The following is a 24,205-nucleotide window of genomic DNA, read 5'->3' as shown; positions in this document are numbered from 1 at the left end:
CAGGCGCCGCGCCATGAAGCCCCTCACTTCACCACCGTTGCACTACTGACTGCCACCGCCCTGCGCACCGTATGCACGGACGCCTTCGATTTCGCGATGCAGTGACAACGACCTCCCCGTCGAACTTCAGACCGCGCCCGCGCTGGCGGTGCGCTGAAACGCGGGCCGCGTTCGCGGCGCGCGCCCTTCCCGTTTTCCTGGTTGCGATGCGCGGGCGCGCAGGCCGTCGCACGCGCCTTTCCGGGCCTGTCCGGCTTCACGGCCAATCGTTAGACGATTGAAAGCATCGGCACCCATCCCCTTCCGACAAGGGTTTGCGGCCGAGCCATCAAAAAAATTGATCGTCACGATGAAAATTATGCGTTTTCCTTGCAGGTTGCCGTGATGCATAGTTGCGTCGTGTTGACGCACCTTTGAGTCTTTCAGTCATGAACATGCGAATCGAGCCGTCCGTGCTCGCGAACCCCGACCTGCAATTTGCGACGCTTTCGTCAGGCATCAGCCTGCCGTATGTCGAGCGGGGCAGCGGCGCGCCGATGGTGTTCGTGCACGGCTCGCTGTGCGACTACCGCTACTGGGATCCGCAGCTCGCGTCGCTGTCGGCCCACTACCGCTGCATCGCGCCGAGCCTCAGCCATTACTGGCCGGCCGTCGAAGCGGGCATCCAGGACGAGTTCAGCTGGCAGAACCACGTCGACGAGCTCGCCGAGTTCATCGACGCGCTCGATCTCGGCCCCGTGCATCTGGTCGGCCACTCGCGCGGCGGCAGCGTCGCGTTCAACGTCGCGCGCCAGCATCCGCAACTCGTCGAATCGCTGACGCTCGCCGATCCAGGCGGCCCGCTGCAACAGCCGGGCGTGCGCGAAGCCGCGCTGCCGGCCGCCGCGATCGCGCTGCGCACGAAGGCCGTAAGCCTGATCGGGCAAGGCGACGTCGAAGCGGGCCTCGAGATGTTCGTCGATTCCGTGAGCCTGCCCGGCGCGTGGAAGAAAAGCACGTCGCGTTTCCGCACGATGGCGATCGACAACGCAAGCACGCTGCCGAAGCAGTTGCGCGACCCGCTGCCCGCGTACTCGCAGCACACGGCCGGCGACATCGCGTGCCGCACGCTGCTGATCGACGGCCAGCGCAGCCCGAAGATGTTCCGCCACAACGTCGATACGCTGACGCAGTGGATCGGCAATGCGCAACGGCAGACCGTCGCCGGCGCATCGCACGGGATGAACGCGGCGAGCCCCGCCGTGTTCAACCGTTACGTGCACGAGTTCGTCGCCGCGTAACGCGAGCGGGCGGCATGCGCGCCGCCCGGCCTTCCTCTCTCTTGCAGAAGCGAAACGGCGCGGGCAATCCGCATCGTTTCGCATCCCTCTGCATCACGCAGCCGATGCCGCCTTGCGCGTCACCGCATCCGGCAACCCGAACACGCTGTCGAACGCCCAGTTGTACGTGAACGTGAAGATCGGGAAGAACACGATCAGCACCGCGTCGTACAGGAACGCCTGCCATAACGACACGTCGAGCCACCACGCGATCAACGGAATCAGGAACGTCACGAGCGCGACCTGAAACCCGATCGCATGCACGACACGTCGCCCGACGGTGCGCGTCGTTTCGGTGCGCCGCCGCTCCCACGCCTCGAACCCAAGGTTGTACAGAAAATTAACGGTGACGCCCGTCGTCGAGATCATCACGCCGAGCAGGCCGCTCGTCGCCGCGCTCGCGCCGCTCAGCATGCCGAGCACCGACGACGCAACGAGGATGCCGAGCACCTCGAACATCACGACGTAGACTATGCGTCTCTTCCATCCTTGCATGACCGACCACCTTCGTTTCGAACAAGGTGGCGAGACTACAGCGGACACTTCGTCCGTAAAAGTCAGGTCCTTTCAATTTTTCTGACAGGAGGCGGCCGACCATGCTGACCAGCGATCACATCGACATGCTGCTGACCGTCATCAACGAGGGCTCGTTCTCGGCGGCCGCGCGTGCGCTCGGCCGCACGCCGTCGGCGGTCAGCATGGCGATCGCGAACCTCGAGGCCGAACTCGACCTCGTGCTGTTCGACCGCGGCACGCGCGAGCCGACGCCGACCGCCGCGATGGCCGCGCTGCTGCCCGACGCGCGCGCGATCGCCGAACGGCTGCATGCGCTGCGTGCGCATGCGCAGCACTTGTCGGAGGGTGTCGAGGACACGCTGCGACTGGGGCTCGCGGCCGAAATCGACGGTGCGCCGATTGCGCGCGCGCTGGCCGCCGTCGCCGCGAAATATCCGGCGCTCGCGGTCAGCGTCGTCACCGCACCGCAGGATGCGATCGTCGACGCGCTGCATCGCGGGGCCGTCGATCTTTGCGTCGCGTACGGCGGGCTCGATCTTCATCCGCAGGAACAGATTCACGCGCTGTGGACCGAGACGCTGATCGCGGTCGCCGCGCCCGGCCATCCGGCGATTGCCGAAGCCGCGCATCCGGAGGCGATCGAGCGTTTGTCGGGGTTTCGGCAGATCGTGATCGCCGATCCGGAGCGGCCGCTCACCGACGTGCGGCCGCTGATCGGCAACCGCACGTGGAAGGTGACCGACATGGCGACCGCGATCGCGCTCGTGAAGGCCGGTCATGGCTGGGCGAACTTGCCGGAATCGATCATCGACCGGTATGTGGCGGACGGCGAACTCGCACCGCTCGTGTTCGCGAACATTCGCAACGGGCTGCCGCTGCCTGTGTATTTGCGGCGGCCGAAACATACGGGGCTCGGCAAGGCCGCCGGGGAACTCTTGCGGGCACTGCGGGCTGAAGACAGTCCGCATTGAGCGGTGCGGCGATGGCGTCGCCACAACGTCCGTCAACGCCGGACGACTTGACCGTTAGTTGCAGTCACTGGACCACCGCCGCGCGCGTTCGGCGGCAGAAACGCGTTCCCGGTCATCGCTCGACCTGCCCGACCATGCCGGCCGTGAGGCGGGTCATACGACCGTGATGGCGAGTTCCTCCGCATACGCCTCCAACCGGTCGCCTACCCGCAACTTAAGGACATCGATGAACCGTTTGATCTTCGCGTCGACGAACTGACGGGACGAATACACCGCATAGACGTTGCGCTGGGCGGTGTGGAATTCAGGCAGCACGCGAACGAGCGATCCTTTACGCAAATCGTCGATTGCCGAGAAGGCGGCGATCAGCCCGATCCCCGCGCCCTCGCGCAGTACCGTGGACATCGCATCCATGTCGTTGACGCTGAAGTGCGATCCCGCCGGACGATACACCGCCTCGCCGGCCCTGCCTTGCAGACGCCATTCGTCGGGCGCGTAATCGACCGTGCTTAGGAGCACACATGTGTGGTCGACGAGCTCTTCCACGCACGCGGGAGCCGGACGATGCGCCAGATACTCGGGCGACGCCGCCAGAACGCAATGGCTGACGCCGATCTTCTGGCTCACATACGCCGAGTCCGGCAGCGTGCGCGCAATCACGATCGCCACGTCGAGTTGCTCTTCGAGCAGGTTCGGCATCCGCTGCGACAGCATGAGATCGACCGATACCTCCGGGTATGCGTTCCGATAGGCAAGCACGGCTTGCGAAACGAGTTGACGGCCTAATCCCGGCACCGCATGCACGCGCAACACGCCGCGCGGCTCCAGCAGCGCATCGCGCGCTTCCGCTTCGGCCCGTTCGATGTCCGAGAGGATCGCAACGCTGCGCTCGTAAAAACGTCGCCCCGCATCGGTGACGACGAGCCGTCGCGTCGAGCGCTGCAGCAACCGCGTGTTGAGATTGTCCTCGAGTACCGAGACCGCTCGGGAAATGTTGCCGACCGTCGTATCGAGGTGGTTTGCGACAGCCGTGAAACTGCCCATCTCGACTACCTTCGCAAACACCGACATGGTGTGAACCTTGTCCATTACGCACCCTGGTTTTGAATTGATCGCCGAATCGCTGCGTTTCGGCCCGCGCGAGCCTGTTGATCATAGGGCCCGCGCCTGCTTCGTGCAGTCAGCGCGCAATCCCCTGTCGTTTTCGCGCATCCTTTCAATGCGCTTTCATACTGGTGCGGGATTTTCCCTCCCGAGACAAGATTCATTCTTTCCGGCCCCTCTAAGTTGCCGCCCGCTTCACGCCTAGACTGGGTCCCGAAGTCAGGCAATCAGAACGCGGAAGTATCGAACCCGAGCTCGGCCCGCCACGGCGAATCGTCCAGACACGGCGTGGCGCAGGTTCCCCTGTCCGGCTCGTGGCGAACACACATCGAATCGCAATCCTAACCATAGAGGCTAATACCATGGACATCAGTTACGACGCGCTTCATCTTTTCATCAACGGCGAATGGATCGGTGCGAGCGAACGCGAAACGGCGCCGGTGATCAACCCCGCCACGCAAATCGAGATCGGGCGCGTCCCGCTGGCGACGGCAGCCGATCTGGATCGCGCCCTGCAGGCCACCGCACCGGCTTTTGACGTCTGGCGCAACACCGTGCCTGCCGAACGCGCGCGCATTCTGAAGCGTGCGGCGGAACTGATGCGCGAGCGCGCCGAGCACATCGCGACCGTCATGACGCTCGAGGAAGGCAAACCACTGGCAGAAAGCCGCGACGAAGTCCTGCGTGCCGCCGACTATTTCGAATGGTTCGCCGAAGAGGCTCGCCGTATCGACGGCCGCGTGGTGCCATCCAACCGCCCGGGCGTGCAACAGCTCGTGAAAAAACAGGCAATCGGGCCCGTCGCCGCATTCACGCCATGGAATTTTCCCGCGATCACCCCGGCGCGCAAGCTCTCCGCCGCACTCGCCGCCGGATGCAGCGTCATCATCAAACCCGGCGAGGAAAGCCCCGCAACGGCGCTCGCGCTGGCACGTGCACTGGACGACGCCGGTTTGCCGAAGGGCGTGCTTCAAGTCGTATTCGGCGTGCCCGACCAGGTGTCGAAGCATCTGATCGCTTCCCCGGTCATCCGGAAGGTGACGTTCACGGGCTCGGTACCGATCGGCCGCCTGCTGTCGGCGCGTGCCGCCGAAGGCGTCAAACCCATCACGCTGGAGCTGGGCGGGCACGGGCCCGTCCTCGTATTCAACGACGCGGATGTCGAGAAGGCCGCGGTCGACGGTGCGGCGAACCGCTTTCGCGGTACGGGCCAGGTCTGCATCTCGTCGACGCGCTTCCTGATCCAGCGCGAAGTCTACGACGCGTTTGTCGGGCACTTCGTGCGCGCCACCCAGGCCCTCAAGGTCGGGAATGGCATGGATGCCGGCACGCAGGTCGGGCCGCTGGCCAATCCGCGCCAGCTTGCCAAGATGGAAGAACTCATCGCCGATGCGGTGGAACGTGGCGCAAGGGTCCTCGCCGGCGGAAAGCGCATCGAGGGCGAAGGATATTTCTTCGAACCCACGGTCCTCGCCGACGTACCGAAGGACGCGCGCGTGATGCATGAAGAACCGTTCGGCCCGATCGCGGTGCTGATGCGCTTCGATGCTCTCGCCGACGGGCTCGCCGAAGCGAACCGGTTGCCGTACGGGCTCTCCGCCTATGCGTTCACGCGCAGCGCGCGCACGGCCATTGATGTCGCGGACGGTCTCGAAGCCGGGATGATCGGCATCAACCAGTACCGCATCGTGTCGACCGAACTGCCGTTCGGCGGCATGAAGGAAAGCGGCCACGGCTCGGAAGGCGGCACCGAGGGCATCGAGTACTACCTCACGCACAAGTTCATCAGCCAGGCTTGAAGGAGTATCGCCATGTCTCATACGCATTTCGACAGTCCGCGCGAGGCCGCGCGGGCCTTCACGCCGACGCTCTCGGCATTCGTCGACGACACGCTCTACCCGCGCATCTGGAGCGATCCGTCGCTCGCGCCGCGCGACCGCAGCCTCGTGACCGTCGCCGCCCTGATCGCGGGGGGCCATCTCGACGAGTTGCCGGCGCACCTGCGGCGCGCGTTGACGAACGGCGTCACCCGCGAAGAGCTCTCCGCGGCAATCACTCACCTCGCGTTCTACGCCGGGTTTCCCGCAGCGATTTCCGCTTCGGCCGTGGCGCAGGCAACGCTGGGCGCACAACCTCGGCCCGACGATCTGGCCGGTCATTCAGCTCCCGCACAGGAAGGTGTGAAATGAAAGCCATCACGTTCAAGGAATTCGGCGAGGCCGAGGTTCTCCAATTGGCCGAAGTCCCGGCACCCGAGGTTCGCCCCGACGATCTACTGGTACGCGTTCATGCCGCGGGCGTGAATCGCGCGGATCTGACACATCGGCGAGGCGGATACGGCCGGCCCAATTTCGGCGACTCCACCCTCATGGGGCTCGAAATCGCCGGCGAGGTGATCGAGACGGGCAGCGCCGTGCAGGGCTACGAGGTGGGTGATCGTGTAATGGGCGTCGTGGGCGGCGGGGCCTATGCGGAACTGGCGCGCATCGACTGGAGAATGGCGATGCCCATTCCGGCAACGATCGACTACGTGCACGCGGCTGCCATACCGGAAGTTTTCGTCACTGCGCACGAAGCGTTGTTGCATCTGGGCCGCTTGCAACGCGGCGATTCGGTGCTGATTCACGCAGCGGCGGGCGGGGTGGGTTCCGCGGCGGTCCAGCTCGCCTACGCAACCGGCGCGACGATATTCGCGACCGCCGAAGCGTCGAAACTGGAACGGATCGTTCAACTCGGCGTGGACCATGCGATCGACTACAAGGCGCAGGATTTTTCGGAAGTCGTCGCAAGCAGGACAGGCAAACGCGGTGTCGACGTCGTCATCGACTTCGTGGGCGCGCCGTATTTTTCGCGGAATGTCGCGTCATTGGCAAACGGCGGCCGGCTGGTGCAGGTCGGCATACTCGGCGGCGGCGGTGACGTGAGCGTTGCGCTCGATCAGATCCTGTACCGTCATCTGCAAATCATCGGCACGGTGATGAAGTCGCGCGACCCGCGCGAGAAACACGCGATGGTTCGGCGATTTCGCGAACATTGGCTGGACCGCTTTGCGGGAGGCGCGGGCCTCGAACCGGTCGTCGACAGCGTGTTTCCTCTCGCCGATGCCGCGGCGGCTCATCGACGGATGGAGTCCGCCGTGAACGTAGGCAAGATCATCCTGACGATGAGCGAAAACGCCTGACGCCATAAAAAACCCCGGCATGCAGACCAGAGCCTGCATGCCGGGGTTCTTCGCTTCACTGCCGGCGAGCGACGATTCGCCCGCCGTTCGCGCTCAACGCGCGGCGACTTCCGCCTTGACGGACGCCGCATCGCCGACCGCCGTCGGCGCGGGCCCCCATCCGCCGCCGAGCGCGCGGATCAGGTTGACGGTCGACACGGCCTGCGCACCGGTCAACTGGTTCGACTGCAACTGCGACTGCAGCACCGACCGCTCGCTGTCGATCACGTCGAGATACGCGACCTGGCCTTCCTGATACTGCGTGCGCGACAACGTCGCCGCGCGCCGCGACGCATTGACGGCCGCATCCTGCGCGCGGATCTGGTCGTCGAGCAGGCGCAGGTCGGCGAGATTGTCCTCGACCTCGCGGAACGCGACGAGCACCTGCTGCCGGTAGTTCGCGACCTGCTCGTCGTACTGCGCGCGCGCCTGCTGCACGCCGGCCGCACGGCGCCCGCCGTCGAACAGCGGCAGCGTCAGCGCGGTGCCCGCGAACGGCCCGAGCAGGAACGTGCGGCTCGACCACAGGAACAGGTTGCCGAGCGTCGACGCCTCATAGCCGAACGCCCCCGTGATGTCGAGCTTCGGGAAATACGCCGACTTCGCGAGGCCGATCCGCGCGTTCGCGGCCGCCATCGCGCGCTCGGCGGCCGACACGTCCGGACGGCGTTCGAGCAACGCGGACGGCAGGCCCGGCGGCACCTTCACCGCGACCGGCACGATCGGCGTTTCCTTGAACGCGAAATCCGCGGGCGCCTTGCCGAGCAGGATCGCGAGCGCATGCTCGGATGCCGCGCGCCGGCGCGCGACGCCGACCGCATCGGCCTGCGCGCTGGCCAGCTCGTTCTTCGCGCGCGACACGTCGAGCTCGCTGATGTCGCCTTCGTTGAAGCGGCGCTGCACGAGTTGCAGTGCCTGCTCGCGCAACTCCACCGTGCGGCGGTACAGGTCCTGGTCGGAATCGAGCTGGCGCAGTTCGAAGTAGTTCTGCGCGACGTCCGCCTGCAGCGCGAGCTGCACCGAACGGAACAGCGCTTCGCTCTGCGCCTGGTCGGCACGCGACGCCTCGACGTTGCGGCCGACACGGCCGAACAGGTCGGCTTCGTAGGACACCGTACCCTGCGCGCGCCACAGCGTCGCATTGGTCGGGCCCGTGCCCTGCGGCTGGAACTGCGACGCCGACGACAGCCCTTCGCGCGTCGGCCCGAACCCGGCGCCGACCTGCGGGAACCATTGCGAGCGCGCCGAACGCGTCGCCGCGCGCGCTTCCTCGACCCGCGCCGCCGCGGCTTTCAGGTTCTGGTTCGCGGCGAGCGCCTGGGTCTCGAGCGAGTCGAGCACCGGATCGCCGAACACCTTCCACCATTCGCCGCGATGTTCGCCGTCCGCCGGCTCAGCCGTCTTCCAGGTGCCGGCCTGCTCGCCGGCGGCGAGCGCCGGCGCTTCCTTGAACGCGGCGGGCACCGCCGCATCCGGGCGCTTGTAGTCGGGGCCCACCGCGCACGCGGCGAGCAGCGTCGCGAGCAGGGTGCTCGCGGCCGCCACCTTCGCGAAGCGCATCAGGCCGTTCGTGTTGTGCATGTTGTCCATCTTTTTATCCTCAAGCATCCGAAGCCGGTACGCCCTGGGCCGGCACGCCGTAGCCGGACGAGTCCTTGCCGGCGACGTGGATCTTGCCGCCTGCCAGCGTACGCAACACGACGTAGAACACCGGTGTCAGCATCAGCCCGAACAGCGTCACGCCCAGCATCCCGAAGAACACCGCGACACCCATTGCATGGCGCATTTCCGAACCGGCCCCCGTCGACGTGACGAGCGGCACGACGCCCATGATGAACGCGATCGACGTCATCAGAATCGGGCGCAGCCGCAGCCGGCTCGCCTCGATCGCGGCCTCGAGCGGCGTCCTGCCGTCGTGTTCGAGCTCGCGTGCGAATTCGACGATCAGGATCGCGTTCTTCGCCGACAGCCCCACCAGCACCATCAAGCCGATCTGCGTGAAGATGTTGTTGTCGCCCTGCGTGAGCCACACGCCCGTCAGCGCCGACAGAATGCTCATCGGCACGATCAGGATCACCGCGAGCGGCAGCGTCAGGCTTTCATACAGCGCGGCGAGCACGAGGAACACGAGCAGCACGCTGATCGGGAACACATACATCGCCGAATCGCCGGCAAGGATCTGCTGGTACGTGAGGTCGGTCCACTCGAACCGCACGCCGCGCGGCAGCGTTTCATGCGCGATGCGCTCGATCGCGGCCTGCGCCTGGCCCGACGAGAAGCCCGGCGCCGGGCCGCCGTTGATGTCGGCCGCCGTGTAGCCGTTGTAGCGCACGACCATTTCGGGGCCGAACGTCGGCGTCACCGTGACGAGCGACGACAGCGGCACCATCTCGCCCTTGTCGTTGCGCGTCTTCAACTGCAGGATGTCGTCCGCACGCTGGCGGAACGGCGCATCGGCCTGCACGCGCACCTGGTACACGCGCCCGAAGCGGTTGAAGTCGTTCACGTACAGCGAGCCGAGATACACCTGCATCGTGTTGAACACGTCGGTCACCGGCACGCCGAGCTGCTTCGCCTTCACGCGGTCGAGATCGACGTTGAGCTGCGGCACGTTGATCTGGTAGCTCGTGAACAACGGGCCGAGTTCCGGCGCCTGCTGCGCGCGCTTGATGAAGTCGTTGGTCGCATCCGCGAGCCGCGCATAGCCGACCGCACCGCGATCCTCGATCTGCATCTTGAACCCGCCGAGCGTGCCGAGACCGAGCACCGGCGGCGGCGGGAACACCGCGACGAACGAGTCCTTCATCGCGCTGTACTGCTGGTTCAGCGCACCCGCGATCGCGCCCGCCGACAGCGCCTTGCCGTGCCGTTCCGAGAACGGCTTCAGCGTGACGAACACGATGCCCGCGCTCGAGCTGTTCGTGAAGCCGTTCACCGACAGCCCCGGGAACGCGACCGCGCTCTCGACGCCCGGCTGCTTCAGCGCGATCGAGCCCATGTCGCGGATCACCTTCTCGGTGCGATCCAGCGATGCACCGTTCGGCAATTGCGCGAACGCGATCAGGTATTCCTTGTCCTGCGCGGGCACGAAGCCGCCCGGCACGACCTTCGACACCAGCACGGTCGCGCCCACGAGCACGAGGTACACGCCGAGCATCAGCGTCTTGCGCGACAGCACGCCGCGCACGCCGCGGCCGTAGTTCTCCGCACCGCGATGGAACACCTTGTTGAAGCCGCGGAAGAAGCCGCCGAGCACGCGGTTCATCACGCGCGTGAGCCAGTCTTCCTTGTCGCCATGCCCCTTCAGCAGGATCGCGGACAGCGCCGGCGACAGCGTCAGCGAGTTGAACGCCGAGATCACCGTCGAGATCGCGATGGTCATCGCGAACTGCTTGTAGAACTGGCCGGTCAGGCCCGACATGAACGCGAGCGGCACGAACACGGCGACGAGCGTCAGCGCGATCGCGATGATCGGCCCGCTCACTTCCTGCATCGCCTTGTAGGTCGCCTGCCGCGCGTTCATCCCGCTTTCGATGTTGCGCTCGACGTTCTCGACCACCACGATCGCATCGTCGACCACGATCCCGATCGCGAGCACCATCCCGAACAATGACAGCGCATTGATCGAATACCCGAATGCGAGCAGCAGCGAGAACGTGCCGATGATCGACACCGGCACCGCGATCAGCGGAATCAGCGACGCGCGCCAGGTCTGCAGGAACACGATCACGACGATCACGACCAGCGCGATTGCTTCGAGCAGCGTATGCACGACGGCCTTGATCGACGAACGCACGAACTGCGTCGGGTCATAGACGATCTTGTAGTCGACGCCCGCCGGCATGTCCTGCTTCAGCTCGGCCATCGTCTTGCGCACTTCGTCCGAGATCTGCAGCGAGTTCGCGCCCGGCGACTGGTTGATCGCCATCGCGACGGCCGGCTTGTTGTCGAGCAGCGAGCGCAGCCCGTATTCGGATGCATCGAGCTCGATCCGCGCGATGTCGCGCAGGTGCGTGACGCCGCCGTCCGGCGTGGTCTTCACGACGATGTCGCCGAACTCGTCTTCCGTCTGCAGACGGCCGCGCGCGTTCACCGACAACTGCAGCGGCGTGCCGGGCAGCGACGGCGACGCGCCGATCACGCCGGCCGCGACCTGCACGTTCTGCTCGCGGATCGCCTGCACGACGTCCTCGGCCGACAGCCCGCGCTGCGCGACCTTCTGCGGATCGAGCCACACGCGCATCGCGTAGTCGCCCGACCCCCACAGCTGCACCTGGCCGACGCCCTGGATCCGCGACAGGCGATCCTTCACGTTGATCAGCGCATAGTTGCGCAGGTAGGTCATGTCGTAGCGGTTGTCCGGCGAGATCAGGTGGACCACCATCGTCAGCGTCGGCGAGCTCTTCACCGTCGTGATGCCGAGCCGCTGCACGTCTTCCGGCAGGCGCGGCAGCGCCTGGTTCACGCGGTTCTGCACGAGCTGCGTGGCCTTGTCCGGATCGGTGCCCAGCTTGAACGTGACGGTGATCGTCATGTTGCCGTCGCTGTTCGCCTGCGACTGCATGTAGAGCATGTCCTCGACGCCGTTGATCTGTTCTTCAAGCGGCGACGCGACCGTCTCGGCGATCACTTTCGGGTTCGCGCCCGGATACTGCGCCTTCACGATCACGGAAGGCGGCACGACTTCCGGATATTCCGAGATCGGCAGCAGGAACATCGCGATCACCCCGCCGAGCAGGATGATCACCGATAGGACTCCTGCGAAGATCGGCCGGTCGATAAAGAATTTTGAAATGTTCATGTGTGGCTCTGTCTGGTTGAACGCGGATGCGAAGCGGCGGGCCGCTTACGAATCCGCCTTCGCCGGGGCGGCCGGCTTCGCGTTGTCCGCCAGCGGCGCGGACGGCGCGTCACCGCCCGTCATCGGGACCATGTGCGGCTTCACCTGTTCGCCGGGGCGCACGCGCTGCGTGCCGTTCACGACCACGCGATCGCCTGCCGCGAGGCCGCTCACGATCACGCGCCGGTTGCCGTGCTGCAGCCCCTGCTGCACTTCGCGGTACGACACGCGGCCCTGCTGGTCGACGACGAACACGAACTTCTTGTCCTGGTCGGTGTTGATCGCCGCATCGTCGACGAGCAATGCCTCGTGCGGCGCGCTGCCGCCCACCTTCACGCGTGCGTACAGGCCCGGGACGAGCGCACCGTCCGCATTGTCGAAGCGTGCGCGCACGCGGATCGTGCCCGACGACGTGTCGAGCCGGTTGTCGACCGAGTCGATCTCGCCGCTGCGCGAGTAGCCGGTTTCGTTCGCGAGGCCGAGCTCGACCGGCACCTTGCGGCCGTTGCGCGCGCCGTTGATGTATTGCAGGTAGGTCTGTTCGTCTGCGTCGAACGATGCGTAGATCGGCGACACCGACACCAGCGTGGTGAGCGGCGCGGCCGACGCACCGGCCGACACGACGTTGCCGAGCGTGATTTCCGCACGCGACACGCGGCCCGACACCGGCGCGGTGATCCGCGTATAGCCGAGGTTGATGCGCGCCGTTTCGAGCGCGGCTTCGGCGGCCTTCAGGTTCGCGGCCGCTTCGCGCGCCGCATTCTGCTTCTCGTCGTAATCGCGCTTCGCGATCGCGTTGTCGCCGATCAGCCGCTGTGCGCGCTGCCAGTCGGTCTGCGCGTAACCGTTGCGCGCTTGCGCGGCCGCGAGCTGCGCGGCCGCGCGATCGGTTTCGGCCTGGTACGGGCGCGGGTCGATCACGAACAGCACGTCGCCCTTCTTCACGAGCGCGCCGTCCTTGAAGTTCACCGCGACGATCGTGCCCGACACCTGCGGGCGCACGTCGACTTTCTCGACCGCTTCGAGGCGGCCCGAATAACTCTGCCAGTCGGTGACGGTCTGCGGCACGACGGTCGCGACGTCGACTTCGGGCAGCGGTGCAGCCGCTTTCTCGGGTGCGTTCGCGTTCACGCGCATCGCGCCGAACGTTCCGAGGCCGACGACGGCAAGCGTCACGATCGCGGCTGTCGCGATTCGGGAACGGGAGGTGCGTAGGATGGCCATGTGGATCTCCAGGTAAACGTGGATTGGTTCTGGTTATTCGGAACGGTTGGGCTGGCGCGCCTGGAAGCGGCACTGGAAGAAGCGCACGGCTTCCTCGAAGGCGGCTTCGTGCGTCGCGAGCGCGGCATGCGTGATGTCCGGATAGCGGATCACCTGCGTGAGCACGCCCGACGAGATCAGGCAGCCCGCATATTTCTCCGCCTCGACGTGCAGCACGTCGTTCTGCGCGGTGACGACGAGCGTCGGCGGCAGGCCCGCGAGGCGCACCGATTCGAGCGGCGCCGCATACGGGTGCATGCGTTGCGCGGCCTGCGGCAGATATGCGCGATAACAGGCCGCGCATTCGCGCGCGGTGATGTCGGACGCGAGGCGCTCGGCGTCGCCGATGCGCGTCATGCTCGGGTCGAGCATCGGCCCGAACAGCGCCTGCGCGACGATCGACACTTCGCCGCGATCGCGCGCAATGAACGCGAGGCAGTTCGCGAGCTGGCCGCCCGCGTCGTGACCCGCGACACCGATCTTCTTCGGGTTGCCGCCGAACGCGCGGGCGCGCGTCGCGGCCCACACGGCGGCGCGATACGCATCCTCCGGCGCGGCCGGAAAGGGAAAGGCCGGCGCGAGCGAATAGTCGACCGACACTACGAGAGCTGGTAAGCGTTCTGCTAAAAAACGCGCAGCGAAATCGGCGTCTTCGAGCGAACCGCGGACGAAGCCGCCGCCGTGGAAGTAAAGCACTACTGGCAACCCGGTCTTGTCCGGGCGCCGGTACAGGCGCAGCACGATGTCCTGCGCGTAGCCGGGAATTTCCACTTCGGCGACCGTCAGCGCCGCGCCCGCCGTGGCTTGCGCGGGCAACGCGGCCTTCAGGAATTTGCTGAATTCAGAAGCGTCCATGACGATGCAGCATCCATTTCGAGATGGAACGAATTCTGGGTCCGGCAGACATTGGGATAAATGCCTATAATCCGGCAACACAATTCAACGCCCCCGAACAATCCGAGGCTGCGTTTACCCACGAGGTAGCGCAGCCTTCTTGTTCCGGCGGCAAATTAGATTGCGGAGGTTGTGATGGACCGGCTTCAGGCCATGCAGGTGTTTACTCGCGTCGTCGATACAAGCAGCTTCACCAAGGCAGCAGAAACGCTCAGCTTGCCGCGGGCGTCCGTCACGACGATCATCCAGAATCTCGAAGCATTCCTCGGTGTGCGGCTGATGCACCGGACCACGCGTCGGCTGTCGCTCACGCCGGACGGCGCCGCCTACTACGAACGATGCGTGCGCATCCTCGCGGACGTCGAGGAAACCGAGGCGAGCTTCCAGGCGAACAACCGGAAGCCGCACGGAAAGTTGCGTATCGACATGCCGGGCTCGATCGGGCGGCTGCTCGTGATTCCGTCGCTGTGCGAATTTCATACGCGCTACCCGGACATCGACCTGCAGCTCGGCCTGTCCGACCGGCCGGTCGACCTGCTGCAGGAAGGGGTCGATTGCGTGATCCGCGTTGGTGCATTGCAGGACTCGTCGCTCGTCGCGCGCCGGGTCGGCCTGTTCGAATGCGTGACGGTCGCGTCGCCCGACTATCTCGAGCGCCACGGCGAGCCGAAGACGATCGACGACCTGAGCCAGCACAAGGCCGTCAACTACTTCTCGAGCCGCACCGGCCGCACGATCGACTGGACGTTCCTGACCGACGGCCAGGAAGTCGAGATGAAGATGGAGGGCATCGTGTCGGTGAACGATGCCGATGCGTACGTGACCTGCGGGATCGAAGGCTTCGGGCTGATCCAGCCGCCGCTCTTCATGGTGTTGCCGCATCTGCGCGAAGGCCGGCTCAAGGAAGTGCTGCCCGGCGTCAAGCCGCTGCCGATGCCGATCTCCGTCGTGTATCCGCACAGCCGCCATCTGTCGCCGAAAGTGCGCGTATTCGTCGACTGGATCGCCGAGGTGTTCGACCGTTGCCCGCTGCTGAGCGGCAAGGGCAGCCTCGACGCGACGTGCAGCAAGCGTACGTTCGAGGAAGCCGAACGCGCGCCGGTGCTCGACACGCCGGTCATCAACGAATGGGTCGCGTAGGCGCGACGCTCCCGCGCACGCCTGTCACTTCGTTCGCCACGCGCGCATGAACTCCGCGGCCCCCGTGCCTGGCGCGCAACTGCCCGGCCGCCTTGCGCGCGCCATCGCCCGCGCGAGTTCCGCACGCTGCGCGCTTACGTGCCGAGCGCAATAGCGGTCGATCACGCCGAGTTGGCCTTTCAGGAACGCGATGGTCTGCTCGATGCCGCCGCGCACGCTCGCGTGCGATCGCGCGAGCACTTGATATTCGGCCATCATCGTGCGCGCGAGTTGCCGGCGGCGCTGCACCAACGCCTGGACATACTGCAGCGGCGGATCCGACAACGGCTCGGCGAGCCGCGCGCACATCGGATACCGGTCGAACTCGCGGGCCAATGACGAGAGCAGACGGGCACGCGCGCCCTTGCCTTCGGGCGGCATCCCGGCCGCCCCCGCGATGAAATCGCGAGCCTGATGCGCGTGGGCGACGGCCACCGGCAGTCGCGCCGCCTGCAACGCGCATGCCGCGTGGGACTCGGCACCGCCGGACGACTCCAGCACGATGCGCGCCGGCGCCCATTCGGCAATCGCATCGGTCAGCGACTCGATGCCGTACGTCTCGTTCCGGTAACCGAGAATCACTCGCAACGACGAGACGTCGACCTCGAGGATCTCGCGCGTCACGCTAATGCCGACGAATACGCGCTCCGGCGTCAGTTCGTTGCCGTCCCGTCGCGCTGCCGGCTCATTGTTCATACGAATCTGCCCGTCGGGCTCGTCTTGCGATCCGGTCGAAGACAAGAAAAATGGGGCGTTATTGTTCGCCACTAGAACTGCCATAATCTAAATGTAATATTCACGGACAGAACCGGTTCCATTCGCGGCGCGGCTCAACCCGAGCCATCGCGGTCGGCCCTCGGCGTGTTCCATGCCGACGGTACCCGGCCCTCGCATCGACACCCCCGATACCCGCATGACAAGACAACGCCCTTTCATCCGCTCACTAATCAGGAATCCTGACCCTGCGACTGCTCGAACGACGACCTGTCGATCAGAAACCGGTCGCGATCCTGACCACGCAGCCATGCCGGCTCGCGGCCCACGCCGCACCACGTCTGCCCCGTCCGCGGGTCGAAATACTTTGCCCTGCGCTTCCGGGCGCCGGCCGCACCTGCCGGGAATACATCCTTGTACGTGAACCCGAATTCCTCGATGCAGCGCCGGACTTCGAGCAGCACCGTCTCCGATATGGCGAGACGCTCGCGTTCGAGCTGCTCTTCGAGCAGCGCCTTTTTCTCCATGAACGACTTGTATATCAGCATGCGATTTTCCCCTCAATTCGGCTCTTTACAGGACTTCACCGAGACGTCGCCGGCACATCCAAGCGTAATCACGCTGCCGCTTCGTATTGACAACGTTTGTCAACAACAATCGTTGAAAACAGATGATTCATACGTCGTTAAAGGCTGTTTTTGCCTATGATTAGCATGTTTTATGCGTTCAAAATTGTTGACAATTACGAACATGAAACGATGCGAACATGCGCGGCAAACCACCGGCCGCCCGCCCTCGCACCGTTCGTCAGAATCCTCCGACCCACGCTCGATGCAGCACGATCGACCTGCTCGCTAACAAAGGAGTGCGAATCATGAACGTTTTATATCTCGAGGACGACAACGCATATGTCGAAATGATCACTTCAATACTCGAGAAATCCGGACACCGCGTGCATGCGGTCGGCAACGGCTGTCACGCGATCCGTCACCTGGAGAACGCGGTCGTCGACCTGCTGATTCTCGACTGGCAAGTGCCGGGGCTGTCGGGGTTCGAGGTACTGAAATGGACGCGCGAGCGCATCGGCGGACGCTTGCCGATCCTGTTCCTGACGAGTCGCGTTCGGGACGACGAGATTTTCTCCGCGATCAACGCCGGCGCCGACGATTACATGGTCAAGCCGATCAACCAATTCGAACTGCTGGCCCGCGCCAACGCGCTGCTGCGGCGCGCGTATCACAGCGGCGGCGCGCCGCAGGACGCCCTCGATATCGGCGGCTACCGGATCGACACGAAGGCGCGGACCGTGCTGCTCCATGGCGAGCATGTCCGGCTGACGCCGCGCGAATTCGATCTCGCCGTGCTGCTGTTTCGCAACCTCGGCCGCATCATGCCGCGCGACGCGCTGATCCTTTCATTGTGGGGTCGCGACATGACCGGCGTGTCGCGTAGCCTCGACACGCACATCTATCGACTCCGGATGAAGATGGCGCTCCAGCCGTCGAACGGCGTGCGGCTCAGCGCGGTCTATACGCTCGGCTATCGGCTCGAAGCGATCTGACGTTCGACGGCGGCCACACCCGTTCCGCCCTCGGACGGCATCGCCGGGCTGCCGCGTTCGTCGGCCGCCGCATGCAACGGCGCGTCGCGGTGTGTGGCATTGCACCACCGCGTGCAGAAGACTATTGCGTCATTCGGATTGATCGCCGCGCGACGCCCCGCCCGATCGGTCGAATTCCGCTACCGCCCCCGGCCAGCAAGGCGTCCCGTATCCCCCACTACCTGTGCGGCTTTCGATTGTTCCGCCATCGCGACAATTCAATTCGCGTCTGCCGCATTTATCGCGACGGAACAGATACCTAGAGTAAACCCTGTCGCGCACCTCGTTGCGCATCGAACAGATCCCGCTTGATGGGACCGGGGCAAGCGCTCAAGCGCCAGCTCCGACAGTGCAAAGCATGGGATCTGGGTAAGCGCTGAAACGCTAACTCATATCGACCGCAAAGCATGGGATCTGAGTAAGCGCTGAAGCGCTAACTCATATCGACCGCAAAGCATGGGATCTGAGTAAGCGCTGAAGCGCTAACTCATATCGACACAGGAGCTACACCATGAACCGCCGCCACCTTCTCTCCGCCCTGGCCCTCACGCTCGCCGTGTCCGCCCCGGCCTTCGCCGATTCGGGTACGCCGCATGCCGGCGACTACGGCAATACGTCGTGGTACTCGCAGCACTACGGCCCGCGCACGCGCGCCGAAGTCAGCGCGGAAGTCGAGCAGGCCCGCAAGGACGGCACGCTCGCGTACCTGCGCAAGGCAAATTCGTACCCGCAAGGGCTCGAACTCGCGCAAGGCCCGTATCGCTCGATGCCGGAAAGCAACCAGCTCGCCGGCGGGGGCCGGTAAACGTGCAACGCCGCGCAACGGGTTGCCCCGTGCGCGGCGTCGCGACACACCTATCGACGACTCGCCGAGTCAGTCAGTTGCAGGAGCACATGATGAACGACCAACTCCCTTCGCCGCTCGATCACTGGGACGACACCACGCCGGTCTGGACGCCTTTCCGTTCGGCCCCGCACTCGCATTGACCGCCGGCTGAGCCGTCGCCTGGCCCTCAACGGCGCGGCACCCCGTCGCGCCACTCGCCCCAGTGCGTCACGATGTCCTGCACGAGCGGATTGCCCGCGCGATACAGGTTTTCGGTCGCCGGAGCGAAGCCGCCCTGTTCCGCGTAGTTCAGCAGGTTGTCGGCACTCGTCTGCCCCGCATACGGCCGGTCGAAATCGGACCCGGTACGCAGCACCGCGACGCGCGACAGGTCGACCCGCTTCACGCTCGCCGCACGCTTGAGCGCTTCATACGTCGCGTTGTCTTCCTGGGCGGTCATGCAGTAGGTGCCCTTGCCGTCGGTCAGGATCTTCGTCCACTGGCGCGCGCGCTCGCCGATCAGCGTGCCCGAGAACCACGTGTTGCCCGATGACGTATCGCACTGGATCACCGTCGGCGGCCGGTTCGCCGGCGCATACGTGAACTTCGCGCGCGCGGCCTGCGCCTGCGCGCTGTCGGCGAGCACGACGTTGCGCGACAGCGCGACCGCGGCGTCGGTCAGCTGCGGATTGAGCTGGAACACCTCGGTGCGATAGTCGAGCGGCGGCTTGTCGTTCGGGCTCTTCGTGTTGATGCCGAGAAAGCCGGTATTCCAGCCGGCCGGAATCTCGCGTGCATCGAGCTCCCACTGCAGGCTGAAATCGACGAGGTACTTCGACCACGCGGCCGAGCCGACCGTGCCTTGCGCGGGGTCGACGCCCGCGATGCCGGAGATCAGGAAATACGTGCGGCGCAGATCGAAGCGCTGCGAGAACGTGAGCGCCATGATCGTCGCCGACGCGTTCGCATAGCCCATGCCGGTCGTGACCACGCACACGTCCTGCTTGTTGCAATGAACGTTCGGGTAGTCGGGCGACAGGCCCGGCACGGCGATGTCGCGCCACGGGCCGAGCCGGTCGAGCCATGCCTGGCCCTCCGGACCGAACATCGTGATGATCATGACCTTGACCGGGCGGCCCTGTGCACCGGTCTCGGCGAATGCATTGTTGCCCGCGTTGTTGCCCTGGTTGTCCTGCGCGATCGACGGCGCGGTTGCACAGGCTGCGAGCGAGAATGCAGCGGCGGAAAGAATGGAGCGAGTCAGCATCGGCGTTCCTTGTTTCGATGATGTTGGGTGAGAACGGCTCTCGTAGACTGCGCGACGGAGTATAGAACGGGCGTGCGCGTTGCGGAACCCGACTACGAAACGACGGCCGGTGCGTCGGTTCGGGTGCGGCGCACGCGGGAAGCACAACGGAAATTCGCTCCGCACGTCGACATACCGTCAGGAATACTATCCGGTTGATCGCCACCGACACGTCGATCGCACTTGCGCGCCCGTCGCCCGGCAAACCGCTACAGCCGTGCCAGTCCTGCCACCCCATACCCCAGCACGACAAGCGCCGCGACCACGTGGCTCGCCGCGAGCAGCCCCGGCGACTTCACGATCCGGCCGATCACGCTGCCGCCGAATGCGAACACCAGCTGCCCCGCGAGGCTGCCGGCAAACACGCACGCGGCACCGAGCAGCCAGTGCCGCTGCGCGCCGGCGGCGGCCGTTGCATAGCCGTAGAACAACAGGATCGTCAGCGGGTTCGCCAGCGTGACGAAGAACATCGATGCAAACGGGCGGCTGCCCGGCGGCCGCGCATCGCCGTCAAGCGTGCGGCGGCGATCCCGCAACGCCTGCCACAGCATCCGCGCGCCCATCGCGAGCAGCACGAGCGCCCCCACCAGACGAAACAGCGACAGATGCGCCGCGAGCGTGCTCGCCAGCATCGCGCCGAGCGTGAACGCGACGACCGCGTAGCAGCCGTCGGCCGTCGCGACGCCCACCGCCGCGCGCACGCCGCTTGCGGTGCCAGCGCGCATCCCGTAGTTCGCGATCATCAGCGCAACGGGCCCGACCGACAGCGCGATCATCAGCCCGAACAGGAAATCGTTCATCGGTCGTCGATGCCTTCGATCGAAGGCACCGATTCTAGCGAACGCAAAAATCTCCGGTGCGGCGATTCGGCATCACGCGACATCGACGCGCGCAGGCCCGTCCACCATCTCGCCGATCACGCCCGCGCGGTCGAAGCCATCGGCACGGAAGCACGCGAGCACGTCGTCGACGGCCTCGGGCGCGCACGCGACCAGCAGGCCGCCCGACGTCTGCGGATCGGTCAGCAGCGCCTGCGCGACGGGCGGCAGCGTGTCGGCCAGTTGAACGTCCGCGCCGTACGCGGCCCAGTTGCGGCCCGATGCGCCGGTGAACACGCCGTCGGCCACGAACGCCTCGACGCCCGCGAGCCACGGCAGCGACGCGTAGTGCACGCGCGCGGTGAGGTGCGCGCCACGTGCGAGTTCGAGCGTATGACCGAGCAGCCCGAAGCCCGTGACGTCGGTCAGCGCATGCACGCCCGGCAGCGCGGCGAGGTCGGCGCCCGGACGGTTCAGCTTGGTGGTCGTCGCGACCATCTGCGCGTAACCCGCGGCATCGAGTTGGTTCTTTTTCAGCGCGGCCGACAGCACGCCGACGCCGAGCGGCTTGCCGAGCACGAGCACGTCGCCCGCACGCGCGGCCGCGTTGCGCTTCACGCGCGACGGATGCACGACGCCGATCGCCGCGAGCCCGTAGATCGGCTCGACCGAATCGATCGAATGGCCGCCCGCCACCGGAATGCCGGCGTCCGCGCACACCGATTCGCCGCCGCGCAGCACGGCCGCGATCGTCTCGTGCGGCAGCACGTTGATCGGCATCCCGACCAGCGCGAGCGCGAGGATCGGCTTGCCGCCCATCGCATACACGTCGGACAGCGCGTTGGTCGCGGCGATGCGGCCGAAGTCGAACGGATCGTCGACGATCGGCATGAAGAAGTCGGTGGTCGCGACGATCGCCTGCTCGTCGTTGAGACGGTAGACGGCCGCGTCGTCGGACGTCTCGGTACCGACCAGCAGATCCGGGAACAGCGCGGGCGGCGTCGCGCGCTTCAGCAGCTCGGACAGCACGCCCGGCGCAATCTTGCAGCCGCAGCCGCCGCCGTGCGACAGGCTCGTGAGGCGCGGAACGGCAGGCTGGGCTTGGGTGGCTTCGGTCATCGTCGGCATCCGGTGAATAACAACACGACATTATCGACAATTCCGTGCGAGTGCGCCCGATACCCACATAATGGCGGCGCACTCCCCGATCCCGCTGCCGCCCGCACCTTCCGTCCATGGATCACCTCTTCATCGGCCTCGTGCTGTGCTCCGCGTTGCTGCACGCCATCTGGAATGCGTTCCTCCACGTCAGCGAAGACCGGCTCGTACAGCTCGGCACGATGTCACTGCCCTATTTCGGGTTCGGCGTCGCGGGCGCCGCGCTACTGCCCGCGCCGGCACCCGCCGCGTGGCCGTATATCGCCGCGTCGGCCGCGCTCGAGGTCGCGTACTGCTTCACGCTGGCGCGCGCCTACCGCAGCGGCGAGTTCGGGCAGATCTATCCGATCGCGCGCGGGATCTCGCCGCTGCTCGTGTCGGTGCTCGCGCTCGCCTTTCTCCACGAACAGCCGACCCCGTTCGGCTTCGCGGGCATCGCGCTCGTGTCGTTCGGCATCATGTCGCTCGCGCTGCGGCGCGGCTTCCGGTTCTCCGGTGAAGGCGTGCCGTTTGCGCTGCTCACGGGCGTGTTCATCGCCGCGTATTCGATCTGCGACGGCATCGGCTCGCGGGTGTCCGGCAGTGCGCTCGGCTACATCGCGTGGGTGTACGTGCTGTGGAGCGTGCCGCAGTTCGTGCTGGTCTGCGCGGTACGTGGCGGCCCGCGCGCGGTGCTCGCCTCGCGCACGGCGCTCACGCAGGGCGCGATCGCCGGCACGATCTCCCTCGCCGCTTACGGGATCGTGATCCTCGCGTACCGGTACCTGCCGGTCGGGACGGTGTCGGCGCTGCGCGAAACGAGTTCGATCTTCGCGGTCGCGATCGGCTGGATCGTGATGCGCGAGCGGCCCGGCGCGCAGCGGCTTGCCGCGTGCGCGCTGGTGGTCGTGGGCGCGGCGCTGATCCGCCTGTAGGCGGCGCGCGCGACACGCGTTCGTCTGCGGGTCGTGTCGACCTGCCAGGCGTCAGACCGCGACCGCCGCCCCGCCGAATGCCCGCTCGTCGATCGCCTCGGCGAGCGTCGCGAACGCCGTCGCGATCTCGTCCTCCGGCACGCACGCATAACCGAGCAGCAACCCCGGCGCCGCGCGTTCGCGATCCGCGTAATAACCCGACAACGGTCGCACGACGATATTGCGTTCGAGCGCGGCCTGCGCGACCGCACGATCGTCGACGCCTTCCGGCAACTGCGTGACCAGATGCAGCCCGGCATCGCTGCCGAGCGCGTGCAGCGTGTCGCCATAGCGTTGCGCGACCGCGTCGAGCAGCACCTCGCGGCGCTGCCCGTACAGCGTGCGCATCTTGCGGATATGCGACACGAAGTGCCCTTCCGCGATGAATTCGGCAAGCACCGCCTGCTGCAGCAGCTGCCCTTCGCGGTACAACTCGGCGCTCGCGGTCGCGAAACTTTCCGCGAGCGGCTCGGGCGCGACCAGGTAGCCGACCCGCAGCCCCGGGAACAGCGTCTTGCCGAAACTGCCGACGTAGATCACCTGCCCGGCCGTGTCGAGCCCCTGCAGCGACGCAAGCGGGCGGCTGCCGTAGCGGAATTCGCTGTCGTAGTCGTCCTCGATGATCCAGCAACCGTGCTGGCGTGCGTATTCGAGCAGCATCCGCCGCCGCGCGAGGCTCATCACCATCCCGAGCGGATACTGGTGCGACGGCGTGACGAGCATCAGCTTCGGCGGTTCGGCGAGATCGGCGGCCGACGGTGCGATGCCTTCCTCGTCGACCGGGATCGGCCGCGTCGTCAGCCCCGACACGTTCAGCACGCTGCGCACGCCCCAGTAGCACGGGTCCTCGGTCCAGATCGCGTCGCCCGGGTCGGTCAGCAGCCGTACCGCGAGGTCGATCGACTGGTGGATGCCGGTCGTAATCACGATCTGCTCGGGCGTGCAGCGCACCGAGCGCGACGTGCGCAGGTAATCGGCCAGCGCCTCGCGCAGCAGCGCGAGCCCGCCGCCCGGCGCGTAGGTCAGCAGGTCGGGGCGCAGCCGCCGCCAGTATTTGTTGTGCAGCCGCGTCCACACGCGAGCGGGAAAGCGCGACACATCGGGCACGCCCGGCATGAACGCGCCGCCCTGCCGTTTCGACACGCCGGCCCCTTCGACGAGCCGCGTACCGCGCGCCGACAGCCGCCGCGCGGACGGCTGCACGAGCGCCGGGTGGGTGGCGGTCGCGTCGGGTGGCGCGCCGACGATCTCGTCGGGCGCGCTGTCGGCCACGAACGTGCCGCGGCCGGTCGCCGAGTTCACGTAGCCTTCGAGTGAAAGCTGTTCGTAAACCTGCGTGACCGTGTTGCGCGCGATTCCGAGTTCGGCCGCGAGGAGCCGCGACGACGGCACGCGCGTGCCGGCCGGCAGTTCACGCGACAGGATCGCCTGTTGCAGCAACCGGTGAAGCTGCCGGTAGATCGGCTGTTCGCCGCCTCGCACGAGGCGCTGCGCCAGCCAGTCCGACAACACGCTCGCGCGCAT

At 66.2% G+C, this 24,205-nt stretch carries 22 protein-coding genes; 9 read left to right on the top strand and 13 right to left on the bottom strand.

What is annotated here, in order from left to right:
* Window positions 1-126: 126 nt before the first annotated feature.
* The gene (locus tag ABIC51_RS03295; protein ID WP_186468194.1) at window positions 127-390 is read right to left on the bottom strand and encodes a hypothetical protein; all 264 of its coding nucleotides are present in this window, start codon (window positions 388-390) and stop codon (window positions 127-129) included.
* A gap of 38 nt (window positions 391-428) precedes the next feature.
* Between ABIC51_RS03295 and ABIC51_RS03290 the strand changes: the two genes are divergently transcribed.
* Window positions 429-1,280: an alpha/beta fold hydrolase gene (locus ABIC51_RS03290; protein WP_048023420.1), complete on the top strand. Its 852-nt coding sequence runs from the start codon at window positions 429-431 to the stop codon at window positions 1,278-1,280.
* A 93-nt stretch (window positions 1,281-1,373) separates the two neighbouring features.
* Here the strand turns inward: ABIC51_RS03290 and ABIC51_RS03285 are convergent, their stop codons facing one another.
* The gene (locus tag ABIC51_RS03285) at window positions 1,374-1,814 is read right to left on the bottom strand and encodes a PACE efflux transporter (protein WP_027790477.1); all 441 of its coding nucleotides are present in this window, start codon (window positions 1,812-1,814) and stop codon (window positions 1,374-1,376) included.
* A gap of 101 nt (window positions 1,815-1,915) precedes the next feature.
* Here ABIC51_RS03285 and ABIC51_RS03280 point away from each other — a divergent pair, with 101 nt between their 5' ends.
* On the top strand, window positions 1,916-2,806 hold the full coding sequence (locus ABIC51_RS03280; RefSeq protein WP_354006348.1) for a LysR family transcriptional regulator: 891 nt from the start codon (window positions 1,916-1,918) through the stop codon (window positions 2,804-2,806).
* 153 nt (window positions 2,807-2,959) lie between these two features.
* On the opposite strand, the gene ABIC51_RS03275 is transcribed toward ABIC51_RS03280, so the two are convergent.
* The gene (locus ABIC51_RS03275) at window positions 2,960-3,895 is read right to left on the bottom strand and encodes a LysR family transcriptional regulator (protein WP_027790475.1); all 936 of its coding nucleotides are present in this window, start codon (window positions 3,893-3,895) and stop codon (window positions 2,960-2,962) included.
* A gap of 377 nt (window positions 3,896-4,272) precedes the next feature.
* Between ABIC51_RS03275 and ABIC51_RS03270 the strand changes: the two genes are divergently transcribed.
* The 3 genes from ABIC51_RS03270 to ABIC51_RS03260 are packed head-to-tail and all read left to right on the top strand — an operon-like array spanning window position 4,273 to window position 7,091.
* Window positions 4,273-5,709: an NAD-dependent succinate-semialdehyde dehydrogenase gene (locus ABIC51_RS03270; protein WP_059695390.1), complete on the top strand. Its 1,437-nt coding sequence runs from the start codon at window positions 4,273-4,275 to the stop codon at window positions 5,707-5,709.
* A 12-nt stretch (window positions 5,710-5,721) separates the two neighbouring features.
* Window positions 5,722-6,099 (top strand): carboxymuconolactone decarboxylase family protein, encoded by a 378-nt coding sequence (locus ABIC51_RS03265; RefSeq protein ID WP_027790473.1) that lies wholly within the window; start codon window positions 5,722-5,724, stop codon window positions 6,097-6,099.
* Complete coding sequence (locus ABIC51_RS03260) at window positions 6,096-7,091, top strand: NAD(P)H-quinone oxidoreductase (RefSeq protein WP_175862862.1); 996 nt, start codon at window positions 6,096-6,098, stop codon at window positions 7,089-7,091. The genes ABIC51_RS03265 and ABIC51_RS03260 overlap by 4 nt, the downstream gene beginning before the upstream one ends.
* A 93-nt stretch (window positions 7,092-7,184) precedes the next feature.
* On the opposite strand, the gene opcM is transcribed toward ABIC51_RS03260, so the two are convergent.
* The 4 genes from opcM to ABIC51_RS03240 are packed head-to-tail and all read right to left on the bottom strand — an operon-like array spanning window position 7,185 to window position 14,088.
* Window positions 7,185-8,720 (bottom strand): multidrug efflux transporter outer membrane subunit OpcM, encoded by a 1,536-nt coding sequence (gene opcM, locus ABIC51_RS03255; protein ID WP_354006347.1) that lies wholly within the window; start codon window positions 8,718-8,720, stop codon window positions 7,185-7,187.
* A gap of 10 nt (window positions 8,721-8,730) precedes the next feature.
* Window positions 8,731-11,931, bottom strand: coding sequence for a multidrug efflux RND transporter permease subunit CeoB (ceoB, locus tag ABIC51_RS03250; RefSeq protein ID WP_027790470.1), 3,201 nt, complete (start codon window positions 11,929-11,931; stop codon window positions 8,731-8,733).
* A 45-nt stretch (window positions 11,932-11,976) separates the two neighbouring features.
* Window positions 11,977-13,194, bottom strand: coding sequence for a multidrug efflux RND transporter periplasmic adaptor subunit CeoA (ceoA, locus tag ABIC51_RS03245; protein WP_027790469.1), 1,218 nt, complete (start codon window positions 13,192-13,194; stop codon window positions 11,977-11,979).
* Window positions 13,195-13,227: 33 nt separating this feature from the next.
* Complete coding sequence (locus ABIC51_RS03240) at window positions 13,228-14,088, bottom strand: alpha/beta hydrolase (RefSeq protein WP_027790468.1); 861 nt, start codon at window positions 14,086-14,088, stop codon at window positions 13,228-13,230.
* A gap of 174 nt (window positions 14,089-14,262) precedes the next feature.
* Between ABIC51_RS03240 and ceoR the strand changes: the two genes are divergently transcribed.
* Window positions 14,263-15,267 (top strand): putative multidrug efflux transcriptional regulator CeoR, encoded by a 1,005-nt coding sequence (gene ceoR / locus ABIC51_RS03235; RefSeq protein ID WP_021156406.1) that lies wholly within the window; start codon window positions 14,263-14,265, stop codon window positions 15,265-15,267.
* Window positions 15,268-15,291: 24 nt separating this feature from the next.
* On the opposite strand, the gene ABIC51_RS03230 is transcribed toward ceoR, so the two are convergent.
* Both ABIC51_RS03230 and ABIC51_RS03225 read right to left on the bottom strand, forming a co-directional pair.
* A complete protein-coding gene (locus ABIC51_RS03230; RefSeq protein ID WP_354006346.1) occupies window positions 15,292-16,002 on the bottom strand; it encodes a hypothetical protein in 711 nt (236 codons plus the stop codon).
* 251 nt (window positions 16,003-16,253) lie between these two features.
* Window positions 16,254-16,568 carry an H-NS histone family protein gene (locus tag ABIC51_RS03225; RefSeq protein ID WP_027790467.1) on the bottom strand — a complete coding sequence of 105 codons (315 nt, stop codon included), beginning with the start codon at window positions 16,566-16,568 and terminating at the stop codon, window positions 16,254-16,256.
* Between the two features lie 218 nt (window positions 16,569-16,786).
* On the opposite strand from ABIC51_RS03225, the gene ABIC51_RS03220 reads away from it, so the two are divergent.
* Window positions 16,787-17,581 carry a response regulator transcription factor gene (locus ABIC51_RS03220; protein ID WP_226128775.1) on the top strand — a complete coding sequence of 265 codons (795 nt, stop codon included), beginning with the start codon at window positions 16,787-16,789 and terminating at the stop codon, window positions 17,579-17,581.
* A gap of 550 nt (window positions 17,582-18,131) precedes the next feature.
* Window positions 18,132-18,425 carry a DUF4148 domain-containing protein gene (locus ABIC51_RS03215; RefSeq protein ID WP_027790465.1) on the top strand — a complete coding sequence of 98 codons (294 nt, stop codon included), beginning with the start codon at window positions 18,132-18,134 and terminating at the stop codon, window positions 18,423-18,425.
* Window positions 18,426-18,633: 208 nt separating this feature from the next.
* Here the strand turns inward: ABIC51_RS03215 and ABIC51_RS03210 are convergent, their stop codons facing one another.
* The 3 genes from ABIC51_RS03210 to selD all read right to left on the bottom strand — a co-directional run bounded on the left by ABIC51_RS03210 (window position 18,634) and on the right by selD (window position 21,689).
* Window positions 18,634-19,713, bottom strand: coding sequence for a purine-nucleoside phosphorylase (locus ABIC51_RS03210; RefSeq protein WP_175898372.1), 1,080 nt, complete (start codon window positions 19,711-19,713; stop codon window positions 18,634-18,636).
* A 248-nt stretch (window positions 19,714-19,961) separates the two neighbouring features.
* A complete protein-coding gene (locus ABIC51_RS03205; protein WP_027790464.1) occupies window positions 19,962-20,552 on the bottom strand; it encodes a LysE family translocator in 591 nt (196 codons plus the stop codon).
* A gap of 72 nt (window positions 20,553-20,624) precedes the next feature.
* Complete coding sequence (gene selD, locus ABIC51_RS03200) at window positions 20,625-21,689, bottom strand: selenide, water dikinase SelD (protein ID WP_027790463.1); 1,065 nt, start codon at window positions 21,687-21,689, stop codon at window positions 20,625-20,627.
* Between the two features lie 116 nt (window positions 21,690-21,805).
* On the opposite strand from selD, the gene ABIC51_RS03195 reads away from it, so the two are divergent.
* On the top strand, window positions 21,806-22,642 hold the full coding sequence (locus ABIC51_RS03195; RefSeq protein WP_354006345.1) for an EamA family transporter: 837 nt from the start codon (window positions 21,806-21,808) through the stop codon (window positions 22,640-22,642).
* 51 nt (window positions 22,643-22,693) lie between these two features.
* Here ABIC51_RS03195 and pdxR read toward each other — a convergent pair whose 3' ends face one another.
* Entirely contained in the window at window positions 22,694-24,205 is a 1,512-nt protein-coding gene (gene pdxR, locus ABIC51_RS03190) for a MocR-like pyridoxine biosynthesis transcription factor PdxR (protein WP_059695399.1), read from the bottom strand.

The sequence above is a fragment of the Burkholderia sp. 572 genome (genome assembly GCF_040545135.1).
Taxonomy (GTDB): Bacteria; Pseudomonadota; Gammaproteobacteria; order Burkholderiales; family Burkholderiaceae; genus Burkholderia; species Burkholderia cepacia.
This window is presented reverse-complemented; position numbering and strand designations above follow the sequence as displayed.

Bases quoted from the DNA above. Each gene is read 5' to 3' on its own strand.
- ABIC51_RS03290 (WP_048023420.1), top strand. From the start codon at position 429: ATGAACATGCGAATCGAGCCGTCCGTGCTCGCGAACCCCGACCTGCAA.
- ABIC51_RS03275 (WP_027790475.1), bottom strand. From the start codon at position 3,895: ATGGACAAGGTTCACACCATGTCGGTGTTTGCGAAGGTAGTCGAGATG.
- ABIC51_RS03215 (WP_027790465.1), top strand. From the start codon at position 18,132: ATGAACCGCCGCCACCTTCTCTCCGCCCTGGCCCTCACGCTCGCCGTG.
- ABIC51_RS03210 (WP_175898372.1), bottom strand. From the start codon at position 19,713: ATGCTGACTCGCTCCATTCTTTCCGCCGCTGCATTCTCGCTCGCAGCC.
- ABIC51_RS03205 (WP_027790464.1), bottom strand. From the start codon at position 20,552: ATGAACGATTTCCTGTTCGGGCTGATGATCGCGCTGTCGGTCGGGCCC.
- ABIC51_RS03260 (WP_175862862.1), top strand. From the start codon at position 6,096: ATGAAAGCCATCACGTTCAAGGAATTCGGCGAGGCCGAGGTTCTCCAA.
- ABIC51_RS03285 (WP_027790477.1), bottom strand. From the start codon at position 1,814: ATGCAAGGATGGAAGAGACGCATAGTCTACGTCGTGATGTTCGAGGTG.
- ABIC51_RS03265 (WP_027790473.1), top strand. From the start codon at position 5,722: ATGTCTCATACGCATTTCGACAGTCCGCGCGAGGCCGCGCGGGCCTTC.
- ceoA (WP_027790469.1), bottom strand. From the start codon at position 13,194: ATGGCCATCCTACGCACCTCCCGTTCCCGAATCGCGACAGCCGCGATC.
- ABIC51_RS03195 (WP_354006345.1), top strand. From the start codon at position 21,806: ATGGATCACCTCTTCATCGGCCTCGTGCTGTGCTCCGCGTTGCTGCAC.
- ABIC51_RS03230 (WP_354006346.1), bottom strand. From the start codon at position 16,002: ATGAACAATGAGCCGGCAGCGCGACGGGACGGCAACGAACTGACGCCG.
- ABIC51_RS03295 (WP_186468194.1), bottom strand. From the start codon at position 390: ATGCATCACGGCAACCTGCAAGGAAAACGCATAATTTTCATCGTGACG.
- ABIC51_RS03280 (WP_354006348.1), top strand. From the start codon at position 1,916: ATGCTGACCAGCGATCACATCGACATGCTGCTGACCGTCATCAACGAG.
- ABIC51_RS03270 (WP_059695390.1), top strand. From the start codon at position 4,273: ATGGACATCAGTTACGACGCGCTTCATCTTTTCATCAACGGCGAATGG.
- opcM (WP_354006347.1), bottom strand. From the start codon at position 8,720: ATGGACAACATGCACAACACGAACGGCCTGATGCGCTTCGCGAAGGTG.
- ceoB (WP_027790470.1), bottom strand. From the start codon at position 11,931: ATGAACATTTCAAAATTCTTTATCGACCGGCCGATCTTCGCAGGAGTC.
- ABIC51_RS03240 (WP_027790468.1), bottom strand. From the start codon at position 14,088: ATGGACGCTTCTGAATTCAGCAAATTCCTGAAGGCCGCGTTGCCCGCG.
- selD (WP_027790463.1), bottom strand. From the start codon at position 21,689: ATGACCGAAGCCACCCAAGCCCAGCCTGCCGTTCCGCGCCTCACGAGC.
- ABIC51_RS03220 (WP_226128775.1), top strand. From the start codon at position 16,787: ATGCGCGGCAAACCACCGGCCGCCCGCCCTCGCACCGTTCGTCAGAAT.
- ceoR (WP_021156406.1), top strand. From the start codon at position 14,263: ATGGACCGGCTTCAGGCCATGCAGGTGTTTACTCGCGTCGTCGATACA.
- ABIC51_RS03225 (WP_027790467.1), bottom strand. From the start codon at position 16,568: ATGCTGATATACAAGTCGTTCATGGAGAAAAAGGCGCTGCTCGAAGAG.
- pdxR (WP_059695399.1), bottom strand. From the start codon at position 24,205: ATGCGCGCGAGCGTGTTGTCGGACTGGCTGGCGCAGCGCCTCGTGCGA.